A 15,157-nucleotide genomic window follows, 5' to 3' on the forward strand; every position below is an offset into this window, starting at 1 on the left:
TCGTTTTTAGATATCATAGCTTTAATATGATACCATCCTTCTATATTGATTTCGATTTCACAAAGGTATGTAATATTTGAAAAACAAGCAAGAAGATTGCTTGTAAAAATATGATTTTAAGGATTTATACACCATGAAGGGTAGTGGAAGTATGCGTATTAACAAACCCTATTCACAATAATAAGCAGTCAAACATTACAAGGCTTATAATTTATTTTCATGAAAATAAATCTTTTTCTTCATGAAAATAAATATTTCTTTTCACGTAAATAATTATTTTTCTTCATGAAAATAATTCGCAGAAGGTGAACTCTACTACTGTTTTATTCCCACTTATGCAGGCTATATTCATGTGATTTGAAATTAAAAAGGGGGCATATACGCCCCCTATATCTTTATGTCGTCAGTTGTTTGAAACCTACTTTATAAGTAGCTGACGAGCAAACTCCCAAATGACAATACCGGTTGTTACACTAACATTCAATGAGTGTTTGGTGCCGAACTGTGGAATTTCAAGGCAGCCGTCGCTCATATCCACGACACTTTGCTTTACACCTTTCACCTCGTTGCCCAGCACGATAGCGTAGTGGGGGGATGGGTGTTGGGTGTTGGGTGTTGGGTGTTGATGGTTTGTTGGGTTCTGTGTGTTGAGTTCCTGCAGTTTTGTTGAGTCTTCCACCTGTTCCACACTATATACAAATACGCCTTGACGATGGAGTTCTTCGATAGCATCCTCTGTACGTTCAAAGTAACGCCAGTCAACTGAATCCTCACCACCGAGTGCCGTCTTATGAATCTCAGCGTTTGGTGGTGTGGCAGTGATACCGCATAGATAGACAGCTTCCACGCGGAAAGCATCAGCCGAACGGAAGACACTTCCCACATTATGTAACGACCGCACATCGTCTAACACAACGATGAGTGGCAGTTTATCAGCTTCCTTGAACTCTTCAAGGGAAAGCCTATTCATTTCTATTGTGCGTAGTTTTCTCATAAAGGAAAGCCCCACCTGACCTCCCCGAAAGGGGAGGAGTCTTAGCTTGTGAAGTTCCACCTAACCTGTCCGAAGGGAGGATTATTAGCTTGTAGAACCCAACTTAACTTCCCCTAAGGGGAGGAGTCTTAGCTTGCGTGTGGGTTATAGTTGTAGAATATTATAATAGAATAAGGGATATATGCTAAATGTTATAGAAACCTCAACAAAGCAACCCTGTATTATTCTCTCTTTATTATCTGCACTCCCCTCCTTTCGGAGGGGTTGGGGGAGGCTTTTGGGGGAGGCTTTCTTTACTGCAAACTAAACCCTACTGCATACGCCTTAATCTTTGTCACCATAGAGAGTAAGCCGTTGCTACGTGTTGGTGAGAGATGCTGACGAAGACCTATCTTGTCAATGAAATACAGGTCAGCATCGATAATCTCTTGTGGAGTATGATTGCTTAACACACGTATCAGAAGGGCAATGATACCCTTTGTGATGAGTGCATCAGAGTCAGCAGTGAAGATAAGTTTACCATCTACGTTGTCACACTGCAGCCATACACGGCTCTGACAACCATCAATAAGGTTCTGCTCGTTCTTATACTGCTCCTCTAATGGCTCCAACTCGTTGCCCAAGTCAATGAGCATTTGGTATTTATCCATCCAATCAGTGAAGTCTTCAAACTCACCAATTACTGCATCTTGTGCTTCGTTTATTGTCATTGTATAAATGTTTTGTTCTATTCAGAATTATGAAAATTTCTGTGAGTAGAGTTTTATAAGCAAGTAACTTGTCCACTTGTCTACTCGTCCACTTGTCTACTCGTCCACTAAAAATCATTTTGTTACCAACTTAAACAGTTTATCATTCGGGCGCACCTTGTCCGGTACAGGGATAGAAACACGCCAACCTTGTTCTGCTTTATCAACAGGATTGAGGTCGTAACGGATTTCTTCAGCATTGAGGAACATAGCGCCAGTGCTGTTACCAGTGATAAGAAGCTTCTCTCCCTTTACGAAGGTGTTTGCCTCAACAGCCACCTCAGCTACGCCAAGACGAGAGAAATACTTTATCACCTTACCGATGAGCACCTTCTTCTCTGTAGCCTTATTGCCATAATCCTTTGTCCATTCGCCCATCTTCTGACCTTGATAGTAGCCATCCCAGAAGCCACGATTGAAGACTGTTGAGAGTCGTTCGTCCCACTGGTCCTTCTTTTCTTCGGTGAAGGTACCATCGAGTACGCTCTCTATTGCCTCCTTATAGCAGCTCACAACGGTGTGAACATACTCTGGTCCACGTGCACGACCCTCAATCTTAAACACACGTACACCAGCATCCATCATCTTATCAATGAAGCGAACACTCTTTAAGTCCTTAGGACTCATAATGTATTTGTTGTCAATCTCTAACTGATTGCCAGTCTCATTGTCTGTAACCGTATAGCTACGACGACATATCTGAGTACAAGCACCACGATTAGCAGAGCGGTTAGAGTCGTGAAGACTCATATAGCACTTACCCGAAATTGCCATACAGAACGCACCATGGCAGAACATCTCGATACGAATAGGCTGTCCCTTTGGTCCACAAATATTCTGTTTGATAATCTGTTCGTGTATCTCCTTCACCTGATCCATATTCAGCTCGCGTGCCAATACGGCAACATCAGCAAACTGAGCGTAGAACTTCAAGGCATCAATGTTAGAGATATTCAACTGTGTAGAGAGGTGAACCTCAACCCCCACCTGACGGCAATACATCATTACAGCAACGTCACTGGCGATGACAGCGGTTATATTTGCAGCCTTAGCAGCATCGATAATCTCGTGCATAGTCTCAATATCCTCGCCATAGATGACAGTGTTTACAGTCAGATAAGTTTGTATTCCCTTTGCGTTACAGGTCTCGGCAATCTCTTTGAGGTCGTCGATGGTGAAGTGGTTAGCTGAATGCGAACGCATATTCAGCTTTCCGATACCGAAGTAAACAGAGTTAGCTCCGGCATTGATGGCAGCTGCGAGCGACTCTCGTGAGCCTACAGGTGCCATTATCTCAAAATCATTTGTATTCTTGTTCATTGTTTTATTTTCATTACTAAGCAGTTATCAAGCATTGAGTTTATCAGTAACCTTTCGTCTACTTATCTCTATGCTTTGCTTTGTCTGTTGCTATCCTTTATTTATTGTGAATGTGTCTAATCGGTCTGCAAAGGTACGGAAAATATCCGATAAAGGGCGTAAACGAGTTTGTAAGTTTTGCAAATCTTACTATCTGATCGACCTAAATGCCGTTTGTATAGCCCTTCTTGATAATAAGTTGCACCTATATTGGTGATATACTGTAGGATGTTTATCCCTCCGCACGTGTGGTGCTAAGCCTCCGCACCATATGTGCTAAGCCTTCGCACCACTCGTGCTGAGCCTGATCACATTGGTTTAATATAAGTAAGACACAGCATAATTGTCGTGATAAAAGGAATGAAATATCACTGGCAAAACTTGTATGAGAAATGTTTATCAAGCGACTTAATTAGATAAAAAGACCGTGTTAGCGCGCCATAAGACTCAAATAGTCAGAACGTTTTTCGGTTGTATGCGATAAATTTAGTATCTTTGCATGCTAAATTTTTCGAGATAACAACAGAATGAAGAAACTATATATTGAGACATACGGCTGCCAAATGAATGTGGCAGACTCTGAGGTCGTGGCTTCAGTCATGAAGATGGCAGGCTATGACGTATGTGAGAATGAGGATGAAGCAGACGCAATCTTCCTTAATACCTGTTCTGTACGTGAGAACGCAGAGAACAAGATATACAATCGTTTAGAGGCTTTGCACGCTGAGCAGAAGAAAGGGCGCGACCTTATCTTGGGCGTGTTAGGATGTATGGCAGAGCGTGTAAGAGATGACTTAATTCAAAATCACCACGCCAATCTTGTGTGTGGACCAGACTCCTACCTCAACTTGCCTGATATGATAGCACAGTGTGAGAACGGTACGAATGCTCTGGATATCGAACTCTCTACTACGGAGACCTATCGTGATGTCATTCCACAGCGTATTGGTGGCAATAGAGTGTCGGGCTTCGTTAGTATCATGCGTGGTTGCAATAACTTCTGTCACTATTGTATCGTACCTTTCACACGTGGTCGTGAGCGTTCTCGTGATGTAGAGAGTATCTTGAAAGAGGTTAAAGACTTGCACGATAAGGGCTTTAAGGAGGTTACACTCTTAGGTCAGAATGTCAATTCATACGGCTTGTTGCCTAATGGTAAGCGTCCAGAGAATGGCGTTTCCTTTGCAGAACTCTTGCATAAGGTGGCACAGAGCGTACCAGATATGCGTGTGCGCTTCACGACTTCTAACCCAGAAGATATGACAGAGGATATTATTGAGGCAGTAGCTACCGAACCTAATCTCTGTAATCATATCCACTTCCCTGCACAGAGCGGTAGTAATAGCGTGCTGAAGTTGATGAATCGAAAGTACACTCGTGAGGACTACCTTGAGAAAGTGGCTGCTATTCGTCGTCTTATTCCTGATTGTGGTCTGACAACTGATATCTTCATTGGTTATCATAATGAGTCAGAAGAAGACTTCCAGCAAACGCTTTCATTGATGCGAGAGGTAGGTTTCGATTCAGCCTTTATGTTCAAGTACTCTGAACGACCAGGTACTTATGCTGCAAAGCACCTCCCTGATAATGTATCTGAGGAAGAGAAGATTCGTCGTTTGAATGAGTTGATTCGCCTTCAGACCGAAATTTCAGCCGAGCAGAACAAGAAAGACGAGGGCAAGGAGTTTGATATCCTCATCGAACGCTTCGGAAAACGTAGCCGTGAACAGCTGATGGGACGTACTCCACAGAACAAGGCTGTAGTCATGCCACGTGGCAATCATCATATTGGTGAGACAGTCCGCGTACGCATTACAGGATCAACCAGTGCCACACTCTTTGGAGAAGAAGTGTAAATATACTATATGTATGGATATAAAACCGCAAAACAATTTTGCGGTTTTACTATTTATACTTATATTTGCACATAGGAATTTAAATAAGAAGTAGTATGGATGCAGTTATCAATATTGGAAGTTTCCTGAACTTCGTCAACTCAATGTCACTCTCTCCGAGAGTCAAACGTTGGCTGGGTGAGCGACTTATTCATGAAGCAAAAGAAGAAGAAGCAAAGCTGGAGCATAAAGAGAAACTTGGTTTACTCGGTAGTCTTGCTGGTTCATGGTCTGATGTTGATATTGATACTATGAAGTTGAGTATACAGGAGGGGCGTCAGTCCGATGATATGAATAAGATTATGATGTTTGATGAGAAGTAAGTATTTGTTGGATACCAATATCTGCATTGAATTATTGCATGGTCGTTATCATATCTCAGATAAAATAGAAGAGATGGGAATAGAGCATTGTGTGCTTTCTGAGATTACGATAGCAGAGCTTTATTATGGGGCTTATAATGCTAACCTACAGAAGCATTTCAGAGAAATTAATACTTTGGAGAGATTATTTGATATAGTTCCAGTATTTAATGCTCTATCATTGTTTGGTAAAAATAAGGCTATATTACGTAGGCAAGGTTTATTGATAGATAACTTTGACTTGCTGATAGGATCAACTGCAGTAGCACATAACTGTGTACTCGTTACGGATAATGTGAAACATTTAAGCAGGATTCCAGATATAGAAATAGAAAATTGGATAAGTAGATAATATACCTATGAAGGAATTCATACACGTTTTACGCAGGTTCATACCACCCTATAAGAAGTATCTTGTGCTGTCAATTATTTTTAATATATTGTCAGCCTTTCTCAATATATTCTCCTTTGCTACCCTTATCCCACTCCTTCAGATTCTTTTTAAGGTAGATGCAGGAACGGGAGCAACGCGTGCAATGGCTTGGAGCGAAGGTTCTTTTAAGGAGGTACTATCGAACAATGCAGATTATTACACACAGATATACATCACCAGTTGGGGACCAACAACCGTCTTGTTGGCTATCGGTTTGATTCTTGCCTTTATGACTTTCCTAAAGACTGGTGCCTATTTCCTTTCTTCTGCATCAATCATTCCTATCCGAACAGGCGTAGTGCGTGATATTCGCAACCAACTCTATGAGAAGATAACATCTCTTTCTCTCGGCTTCTTTAGTGAGGAAAGAAAGGGAGACATCATTGCTCGCATGAGTGGTGACGTACAAGAGGTTGACAACTCCATCATGTCATCAATCGACATGCTCTTTAAGAATCCTGTTCTTATTATCATTTACTTTACCACACTGCTTGTTATCTCTTGGCAGTTGACCCTCTTCACGCTTATTTTCGTACCTATCTTCGGATGGTTTATGGGCTTTGTTGGTCGAAAGCTGAAGCAGAATAGTATGTCAGCGCAGAAGTTGTGGAGTGATACGATGAGTCAGGTGGAAGAGACCTTAGGCGGATTAAGAGTCATCAAAGCCTTCTGTGCTGAAGGAATGATGAATGAACGCTTTGATAAAATCAACTCAGAATACCGCAGCGACATCATGCGTGTGAACATTCGTCAGCAGTTAGCGCACCCGATGAGTGAGTTCCTTGGAACGGTCATGATAGTTGTCGTACTTTGGTTTGGTGGTACCCTTGTCTTGGGTGAATCACCAATTATCAGCGGTCCAACCTTCATCTACTATCTTGTTATCCTCTATAGTATTCTCAATCCATTGAAGGAATTCTCTCGTGCAGGCTACAATATCCCTAAAGGACTTGCCTCAATGGAGCGTATTGACAAAATTCTACAGGCAGAAGTGAAGATACAAGACCCTGAGAAACCAGTACATATTGATAGTTTCGAGCATGAGATAGAGTTCCGTAACGTCAGCTTTGCTTATACAGACGGTAAGGATGATGAGAAGAATCCAGAGCTACACTGGGTATTGAAGAATATCAACCTCGTTATTCCAAAGGGTAAGACTGTTGCTTTGGTAGGACAGAGCGGTAGCGGAAAGTCTACCTTGCTCGACCTCATCCCACGTTACTACGATGTGCAGGAAGGTGAGATTCTCATTGACGGAATCAATATTAAGGATTTAGGAGTACACGATCTTCGCCAGCTTATTGGTAATGTAAACCAAGAGGCAATCCTCTTCAACGATAGTTTCAAGAATAACATCTCTTTCGGTGTCAATGCTACAGACGAGGCAATAGTCGAAGCTGCGAAGATTGCCAACGCTCATGAGTTTATCATGCATAGTGAGCGAGGATACGACACAAACATCGGTGACCGTGGTGGACGCCTTTCTGGTGGACAGCGTCAGCGTGTAAGTATTGCGCGTGCTATCCTTAAGAACCCTCCAATCCTCATCCTCGATGAAGCAACATCAGCCCTCGATACAGAGAGTGAGCGTCTTGTACAGGATGCCCTTTATAAGCTTATGAAGACGCGTACGACCATAGCTGTGGCGCATCGCCTATCTACTATCAAGAATAGCGATGAGATTTGCGTACTGCACGAAGGTGAGATTGTAGAGCGAGGTACGCACGATGAGCTTATGGATATCGAAGGCTACTATAAGAAACTGCATGATATGCAGGAGATATAAAGGCCTAACAGGATTGAAAGATATGAAGGGATTATTAAAAACAACATTTGGTTCGCCAATAGCATTAGTGTTCAACTTGCTATTGGCGTATGCCATTTTCTTTGTGGCACGATTGACATACTTCTTTGTCAATTACAGTTATTTCATTGATGGTCTTAGTGCTTCTTCGCTCTGGATGTGGGTAAGAGGAAGTCTTCTCTTTGATACAACAGCCATCCTTTATACGCATATTCTCTACATCGTGATGATGCTTTTGCCGCTATGGCGGAAAGAAAACCCTGTCTATCATCAGGTTTGTAAGTGGGTATTCATGGTTGTTAATGCCCTTTCCCTTGCTATCAACCTTGCTGACTCGGTTTATTTTCCATTCACACTGCGCCGTACAACGACCAGTGTGTTCCGTGAGTTCGATAATGAAAACAACATTGCTGGCATCTTGTTCCACAATGCTATTACACATTGGTACCTTTTCCTTATTTTTATTCTTATCCTGTGGCTTGCCAATAAGCTGTATGTTATGCCACGTACTGACTACCGCAGCTATCAGAGTCTGCGTCAACGGTTGGTTTATGCAGCACAACTATTCATATGCCTTGCCGTTGCTGCCGTCCTTACAGTGGCTGGTTGTCGAGGTGGACTACAGTCGGGTGTGCGTCCGATAACCATCAGCAACGCCAACCAGTACGTAGAACGTCCTACTGACTGCGCCTTGGTGCTCAACACCCCCTTTGCACTCATCCGCACGATAGGCAAGTCCGACTTCTCCGTTCCTGATTACTTCCCCTCTTTGGCAGCTGCCCGTGAGGTCTACGACCCTGTTTATTGGATGCAGTACAAGGAGCCTAATCCTGCTTCAGGCGTACGCCTTCCCAATAAGAAGAACATTGTTATTCTCATTGTTGAGAGTTTCGGGCGAGAGTATATCGGAGCCTTTAACCGCGATTTCTTCGATGGTAAATACAAGGGGTATACACCAAATGTTGACAAACTCATTGATAAAAGCCTCGTTTATCGCTTCTCTTATTGCAACGGACGTAAGAGTATTGATGGCATGCCATCAATACTCTGCAGTATTCCTCGCTTTGGAGAACCCTTCATTCTCACCCCCGCTTCAATGAACAACTACACTGGTATGCCTGGACTCCTTAGTAAATGGGGCTATCAAACAGCCTTCTTTCATGGTGCCAATCGTGGTTCTATGGGGTTCCTTGCATTTGCTAATAAGATTGGATTTCAGCACTACTATGGTCGACAAGACTATGACGAAGACCCTCGCTTTGGTGGGGATAAGGACTTCGATGGTAACTGGGGCATCTGGGACGAACCTTTCTTGCAGTATTACTGTGCGAAGATGGGCGAAATGAAACAGCCTTTTATGACGGCTCTCTTTACTGTCTCAAGTCACGACCCATTTGTTGTTCCGGAGAAATATAAGAACATCTATAAGGAGGAACACCTCCCTATCCAAAAGTGCATCCGCTATACCGACATGGCGATAGGCAAGTTCTTCGAGTCTGCAAGCAAGCAACCTTGGTTTAAGAATACTATCTTCGTCCTAACAAGCGACCATACCAACCAGAGCGATCATGAGCAGTATAAGACCGACATAGGTGGCTTCTGTTCACCTATTATTATATATGACCCATCTGGAGAGATAAAGCCAGGACGTGTAGATGGTGTGGCACAACAGATTGACATTATGCCAACACTACTCTTTCACATTGGCTATAACTCAACACCATACCTCGCTTTCGGTAAAGACCTACTACATACACCAGCGAAGGAGACTTGGGCTGTCAATTATCTGAACGGTATCTATCAATACATTAAGTATGGTTATGTACTCCAATGGGACGGTAAACAGACAAAAGCTATCTATCGAGTAACCGATGCACTGATGAAGCACAATCTTCTCGGACACGTGCCTGAGCAGACAAAGATGGAACGAGAACTGAAAGCTATCATCTATCAGTATATGTATCGTATGGTACACGATAAGATGCACCCAACGATTAATAACCCTGAAGATCAATGAAAAGAGCCCTCAATAAGACCCTTTACATCATCGCTTACGGCTTCTGGTACCTGGTAGCTCTACTTCCTTTTCCAGTGCTGTATCTACTCTCCGATGGCCTTTATCTGCTAATGTCACGAGTAGTGAAGTATCGCCACAAGGTGATATGGACGAACCTCAAGAACAGCTTCCCAGAGAAAACAGATGACGAACTTCGTCAAATTGAGCAAGGCTTCTATCGCTGGTTCTGTGATTACATTGCTGAAACACTAAAGTTGATGACAATGAGTAAGATGCAACTGATGAAGCGTATGACCTTTACAGGTACAGAAGAACTGAACAGAGTGCTTTCTGAAGGCAAATCAGCTGCTGTTTACTTAGGACATTTAGGTAATTGGGAATGGATTACTTCACTCCCCTACTGGGTAAATAACACTTTATGCTGTCAGCTTTATCACCCATTGGAAAATGAATACTTTGACCGTCTTTTCAAGTTCGTACGCGAGCGTCAAGGTGCACTTTGTATTCCTATGCAAGAGTCGTTACGCAAGATTATACAATTCGGACGCAAAGGTAAGCCACTCATTGTGGGCTATATCTCGGACCAAGCACCCTTTTGGTGGAGCATTCATCATTGGGTTCAGTTTATGAATCAGGAGACCCCTGTACTCACGGGAGGGGAAAGAATCGTTAAACACATGAGCCAGGTCTTCGTCTATGGTGATGTGACCCGTACGCGTCGTGGGCATTATAACTGTGAGTTCCGCATCATTCGTGAAGAGACCAAAGGACTACCAGATTATGAAATCACCGACCTCTACTTCAAAGAGCTTGAGCAGTCAATTCGTCATCAACCAGAGATTTATCTCTGGAGTCACAACCGTTGGAAGCGTACACGCGCTCGCTTTGATGAATATTTTGAGGAGATTGATGGTAAGGTACGTCTACGTGAGGGCAAGGAAATGATTTATTAAACCACGTGAACATAACAGAGCTACATCTCTCCACAATTGACTAAAGCGGAGGGAGGGCTCAGAACGTTAGAAAACCATAACAGAAAGGATACAATCCTGCTGTTCTTCTCACATCATAATCATAAAAGATAAACCAGCCACATGATACAAGTTGTATTGAAAGACATCATGTTTAATACCCCCCTAAACAGTTCTTTTACAGCAGTTAAGACCATGTTTTCTCAACCTTTCTATGTGTCTGCCCATTCTAACAGCGTGTCAAGTGCGAATTTTTTTCATGAAAAAAAATATTTTTCTTCATGAAAATAATTATTTCTTTTCATGAAAATAATTATTTCTTTTCATGAAAATAAATATTTCTTATCGTGAAGAAAAATGATTATAAACTATAGAGAGGGATTATTCATGAGGCACTTTAGATGTAGAGATGACAGTGAAAACAATGACTATCGACGCTCTATTCTTACCGAAATTATCCTATCATAAATTCAAAATAAACCAAAAGAAATAATGTATAAGAACTTAACATACCTAATAAAGCATTCCGCTGTAATCCTTGTTATCCTATTCTTCGTACGCATTTGCTTTGCTATTGCGTTCGTCCCGATGAGTATTATCAGCAATAATTTGGCTGTTTTTCCTCACTTACTCTTCAATGTCTTTCGCTTTGATTTGCAAGTAGTATGCTACGTGTTATTACTTCCTACGGTTCTAACTTTCATCTTTGCAGCCATTAGAAAATCATGGACAGAATGCGTGTTAAGTCGTTTCCGTAGGCTTTATTTCTCTATTATCAGCACTCTCTTACTGGCGATTAGCGGCATTGATATGGGCTTTTATGACAATTTCAATAGCCATATCAATATCACCTTCTTTGATTTCTTCAACGAAGGACCAATGGGTTTGATTCAAACTATATGGGAAGAATATCACTGTGTCTATGAGGCTATAGCTTTTCTTCTTATTCTTTCACCAGTCCTTCTACTTATCCGTAGAATTGAGTTGAGCAAGTCTTCCTCTCGTCACCCTCTCCATTCGACAAGCAGACAGCGACTTTCACGTTTCGAGATTACTAAACTATCAGTTACCATCCTATTATATTTAACCTTTTTAGTCATCGGTCTGCGTGGGTCAGTCTGGCGCTTCCCTTTACAGATAGAAGACACGTTTGTGTCAAACCAGAAACTGCTGAACGACCTTGTTCCAAATGCTATTTATATGTTGAAAAAGGCTTATAAAGAGAAGAACAACGCTTTCAAGATAGTAAAGACAGACGACTTACTGCATGAATATAAGTTCAAGAGTTTGCAGGAAGCCTTGGATTTATATACAGACGGAAAGGTGAAGATGGCGAATAACGACACACTAAGAGCACTGCAGCATGCTCTCTTTGAGGAAGTAGGTGACAGCTTGAAACAGCCTCAACCGAATATTGTAATCATTTATAGTGAGAGTTGGAGCAATTATCTGTTCAATCTCCAACAAAAGAATGCGGAGATGTATTTTGGTTTAGAGCGTCATTTCAAGGAAGACCTACTCTTCCGTAACTTTCAATCAGTGCAGAATGGTACAGTAGCTTCGCTTGAAAACCTCTATGTTTCTACCCCTTTTCCACGCTTCTTTGCCTCGACTTATCGATTCAAGACACTTCCTACATCAATTGCCTTACCTTTCAAAGCCAGCAATTACACAACAACATTCATGTCAGGAATGGATGCTGCGTGGGAGAACTGTGCTGAAGCATTGCCTCACCAGCAGTTTGATGCAGTCTATGATAAGTTCTTTCTCTTGAAAGACTATCCTCATGCGACTTATAATAGTATTGGTGTTTACGACGAATATCTCTTCCAAGCGTTGTTAGATAAGTTAAATAAACCATCAAAGAAACGGCAGATGATAACTGTGATGACGACGACAAATCATCCACCTTTTGAGTTCCCAAAGGACTTGAAACTTCCTCCTTTGCCCGATTCTTTCTATGGTAAGAAGTGTTTTGCAGAGCATAATCGTAAGGTTTTGGATAAGTATCTCACTGGATTCCGATATTATAATAAAGCACTGAACGACTTTCTCAATCGCTTCAAAGCCTCTGCAGCAGCAAAGAATACGATACTTATTATCACAGGTGACCATAACGTGCGCGTTATTCTTAATCATGATGTAATCGATAAGCGGTATGAACATTCCGTTCCGCTCTATGTCTATCTCCCACCTTACCTACGCAAGGAGGCTTATAACAAGCTAACTAAGCGATGGGGAAGTCATGATGATATCTTAGCGACATTAGCTCCTTTTGCTTTCCGCAATACAAAGTATTTCAAGATGGGTAAGAACCTCTTAGATACGTCCGTTTCGGACAGTACTTATTATAGTGCAAACGTTGATCAGATAGAAGCTATACCAAGCTATCAAAAGAAGGCTGAGCGACTTACGGCAGCCCGAAACCTACTGCGATTGGTTTATTTCACAAAGGTTTTACATTAAATATGAATATTGATATACCCTGTTAAAATATGCCTAAGTTCAGTATCATAGTTCCCTGTTATAAAGAAGTATTCCTAAAAGAATGTATAGAAAGCATTCTTTTCCAAACCTATCAAGACTTTGAACTTATCTTAGTAAACGATGCCTCACCTTATAATATAAGACAGATAGTGGATCAATTCAAGGATGATAGGATAAGATACTACGAGCGCAAACAAGGCTTTGGTGCTAAGGGGTTAGTGCAAAATTGGAATGATTGCCTACGATATGTGCGTGGAGAGTATGTTATAAATATGGGAGATGACGATAAGCTCATGCCCAATTGTTTGTCTGATTACATTGACTTGATGAAGAAATATCCGTGTCTTGACATCTATCACACGCGTGTTGCCTTCATTGATGAGCATGGAAAGACTATCCGATTACAGCGAGAGGCTACAGAGTACGAGTCGGTCTATGCTTTTATGTGGGCTTGTTGCTATGGTCGTCGCAGCACGTTCATTGGTGACTTCCTCTATCGTACGGAGGCTTTAAGGGCTGTTGGAGGCTATTATCCATTGGATTATGCATGGAACTCTGACCGTATATCGGCTTTTGTAGTGGCAAAAGAAAAGGGGTTAGCCAATACCAATAAGATTGGTTTCAAGTTTCGTAAGAGTAGATATGAAATATCAAATGATACATCATCTTCCATGGATAAAGTGCTTTTGTGGGAACGGATAGAGGATTGGTATCGCTCATTTCTCTCAGAATCAATGGTCTCTGGTGAAGATAAAACTATTGTTGAACGGCTGCAATACAGGCTTAGACGATTCATAGACGATGCCATTGTTACTGACATTTATACTGATTTGAAAGCAAATAAGTGGCACATCGGAGTGTGGCTGAAGTTGTGTCGTAGAGAGCAGTTCTCTTTCCGTGTGAAAAGAAGAATTATCGGTAAGTTCTTGCATTGCCTTTTCAAATGATAAGTAAAAGTACTCTTAATGTTTAACGATGAGATAATATTACGATATGATAAGTATAATAACTCCTGTTTATCAAGCTGAGAAGTATTTAGAAAATCTGATTAACTCCATTATTAATCAGACATATCATGATTGGGAATTGCTGTTGATAGATGATGGTAGCACAGATGGATCGGCAGAAATTTGCGATTGTTATGCTCATAAAGATAATAGAATACGTGTCTTTCATAAAGCCAATGGAGGTGTCGCATCAGCACGTAATCAAGCTATGGATATGGCTAAAGGTGATTATTTAGCATTTGCTGATAGTGACGATTGGGTAGAGCCTAATTGGTTAGAACAGTTGTATACTATTGCAAAGGAGCAGGAGGCAGATATTGTTGTGTCCGATTACTATGAAGAATATCCTCAAAAGACCATTATGCGAAGTAAAGATGACGATTCTATAATTGTCTTAAATAGAAAAGAAACTTTACTTCTGACCTTTCAGAATAAGATAGCATGTTATCTGTGGTCAATGCTTATCCGAAGAGATATAGCACAAGAACGGTTTGCTCCTTATCGTGCATTTGAAGACTATGCTACTGTATTTGCTTGGATGCGTCATGTAAATAAAGCCGTAATGTTACATACGCCACTTTATCATTACAGGCAGTCTGCTAATAGTTGTCTTCATAACAATATGAAACAGAACTTAATAGACTGGATAAATGCGACAATCACACGTTATGAATTAATTAAAGGAACCCCTTTTATGCAAGAGAATACCTCTCAAATTAATGCTGCTTATATTTGTTCATTAGTGAAAGGCGTTAAAGATGTTGTGCGTTCTCCGTATGATAATAAGTTTAAACAAAGTTTATTGAAGAAAGTCTCCGTTGAAATTAAAAGTATTCAACTCTCTTCACCATATAAACTATTAGGCTTAAAATATTTCCTGCGCTATCGACTACTCTGTCAGAGTACAGACCTCTTTAAGTTTATTGTAGAGAAAACTGCTGTGTTTTCTTTTCATCAAAATAATAGAAAAGACAATTTATACTCATAAATAGCTTCCTTATCTCCTGTCTAATTATGGTTCCTCCGACAATAGCTTTCTGATAAGAGATACTATTACACATACTACAAGAATAGTATAT

At 41.2% G+C, this 15,157-nt stretch carries 12 protein-coding genes; 9 read left to right on the plus strand and 3 right to left on the minus strand.

Annotation, left to right across the window (positions count from 1 at the left end):
• Positions 1-418: 418 nt before the first annotated feature.
• From J4861_RS11890 to J4861_RS11900, 3 genes are all read right to left on the minus strand, one after another.
• Positions 419-994 (minus strand): RNA methyltransferase, encoded by a 576-nt coding sequence (locus J4861_RS11890; protein WP_211817007.1) that lies wholly within the window; start codon positions 992-994, stop codon positions 419-421.
• Between the two features lie 293 nt (positions 995-1,287).
• Positions 1,288-1,704, minus strand: coding sequence for a SufE family protein (locus J4861_RS11895; protein ID WP_013264161.1), 417 nt, complete (start codon positions 1,702-1,704; stop codon positions 1,288-1,290).
• A gap of 114 nt (positions 1,705-1,818) precedes the next feature.
• A complete protein-coding gene (locus J4861_RS11900; RefSeq protein WP_036861976.1) occupies positions 1,819-3,063 on the minus strand; it encodes a peptidase U32 family protein in 1,245 nt (414 codons plus the stop codon).
• A gap of 566 nt (positions 3,064-3,629) precedes the next feature.
• Here J4861_RS11900 and miaB point away from each other — a divergent pair.
• The 9 genes from miaB to J4861_RS11945 all read left to right on the plus strand — a co-directional run bounded on the left by miaB (position 3,630) and on the right by J4861_RS11945 (position 15,066).
• A complete protein-coding gene (gene miaB / locus J4861_RS11905; protein ID WP_211793694.1) occupies positions 3,630-4,958 on the plus strand; it encodes a tRNA (N6-isopentenyl adenosine(37)-C2)-methylthiotransferase MiaB in 1,329 nt (442 codons plus the stop codon).
• A 95-nt stretch (positions 4,959-5,053) separates the two neighbouring features.
• A complete protein-coding gene (locus tag J4861_RS11910; RefSeq protein WP_052046446.1) occupies positions 5,054-5,320 on the plus strand; it encodes a hypothetical protein in 267 nt (88 codons plus the stop codon).
• Positions 5,310-5,711: a type II toxin-antitoxin system VapC family toxin gene (locus J4861_RS11915; protein WP_211817008.1), complete on the plus strand. Its 402-nt coding sequence runs from the start codon at positions 5,310-5,312 to the stop codon at positions 5,709-5,711. Before J4861_RS11910 ends, J4861_RS11915 begins: the two co-directional genes overlap by 11 nt.
• Before the next feature lie 7 nt (positions 5,712-5,718).
• Positions 5,719-7,578, plus strand: a complete 1,860-nt coding sequence (locus J4861_RS11920) for an ABC transporter ATP-binding protein (protein ID WP_211817009.1) — start codon at positions 5,719-5,721, stop codon at positions 7,576-7,578.
• Positions 7,579-7,600: 22 nt separating this feature from the next.
• The gene (locus J4861_RS11925; protein WP_211817010.1) at positions 7,601-9,613 is read left to right on the plus strand and encodes an LTA synthase family protein; all 2,013 of its coding nucleotides are present in this window, start codon (positions 7,601-7,603) and stop codon (positions 9,611-9,613) included.
• Positions 9,610-10,566 carry a lysophospholipid acyltransferase family protein gene (locus tag J4861_RS11930; protein WP_211817011.1) on the plus strand — a complete coding sequence of 319 codons (957 nt, stop codon included), beginning with the start codon at positions 9,610-9,612 and terminating at the stop codon, positions 10,564-10,566. Before J4861_RS11925 ends, J4861_RS11930 begins: the two co-directional genes overlap by 4 nt.
• Before the next feature lie 510 nt (positions 10,567-11,076).
• Entirely contained in the window at positions 11,077-13,050 is a 1,974-nt protein-coding gene (locus tag J4861_RS11935; protein ID WP_211817012.1) for an LTA synthase family protein, read from the plus strand.
• 29 nt (positions 13,051-13,079) lie between these two features.
• A complete protein-coding gene (locus J4861_RS11940) occupies positions 13,080-14,018 on the plus strand; it encodes a glycosyltransferase family 2 protein (protein WP_211817013.1) in 939 nt (312 codons plus the stop codon).
• Between the two features lie 46 nt (positions 14,019-14,064).
• Positions 14,065-15,066: a glycosyltransferase family 2 protein gene (locus J4861_RS11945; protein WP_211817014.1), complete on the plus strand. Its 1,002-nt coding sequence runs from the start codon at positions 14,065-14,067 to the stop codon at positions 15,064-15,066.
• Positions 15,067-15,157: the final 91 nt, after the last annotated feature.

Source organism: Prevotella melaninogenica (assembly GCF_018127925.1).
Taxonomy (GTDB): domain Bacteria; phylum Bacteroidota; class Bacteroidia; order Bacteroidales; family Bacteroidaceae; genus Prevotella; species Prevotella melaninogenica_C.

Excerpts from the sequence above, each read along its gene's own strand:
- J4861_RS11890 (WP_211817007.1), bottom strand. The coding sequence starts at position 994 with ATGAGAAAACTACGCACAATAGAAATGAATAGGCTTTCCCTTGAAGAG.
- J4861_RS11895 (WP_013264161.1), bottom strand. The coding sequence starts at position 1,704 with ATGACAATAAACGAAGCACAAGATGCAGTAATTGGTGAGTTTGAAGAC.
- J4861_RS11900 (WP_036861976.1), bottom strand. The coding sequence starts at position 3,063 with ATGAACAAGAATACAAATGATTTTGAGATAATGGCACCTGTAGGCTCA.
- miaB (WP_211793694.1), top strand. The coding sequence starts at position 3,630 with ATGAAGAAACTATATATTGAGACATACGGCTGCCAAATGAATGTGGCA.
- J4861_RS11910 (WP_052046446.1), top strand. The coding sequence starts at position 5,054 with ATGGATGCAGTTATCAATATTGGAAGTTTCCTGAACTTCGTCAACTCA.
- J4861_RS11915 (WP_211817008.1), top strand. The coding sequence starts at position 5,310 with ATGAGAAGTAAGTATTTGTTGGATACCAATATCTGCATTGAATTATTG.
- J4861_RS11920 (WP_211817009.1), top strand. The coding sequence starts at position 5,719 with ATGAAGGAATTCATACACGTTTTACGCAGGTTCATACCACCCTATAAG.
- J4861_RS11925 (WP_211817010.1), top strand. The coding sequence starts at position 7,601 with ATGAAGGGATTATTAAAAACAACATTTGGTTCGCCAATAGCATTAGTG.
- J4861_RS11930 (WP_211817011.1), top strand. The coding sequence starts at position 9,610 with ATGAAAAGAGCCCTCAATAAGACCCTTTACATCATCGCTTACGGCTTC.
- J4861_RS11935 (WP_211817012.1), top strand. The coding sequence starts at position 11,077 with ATGTATAAGAACTTAACATACCTAATAAAGCATTCCGCTGTAATCCTT.
- J4861_RS11940 (WP_211817013.1), top strand. The coding sequence starts at position 13,080 with ATGCCTAAGTTCAGTATCATAGTTCCCTGTTATAAAGAAGTATTCCTA.
- J4861_RS11945 (WP_211817014.1), top strand. The coding sequence starts at position 14,065 with ATGATAAGTATAATAACTCCTGTTTATCAAGCTGAGAAGTATTTAGAA.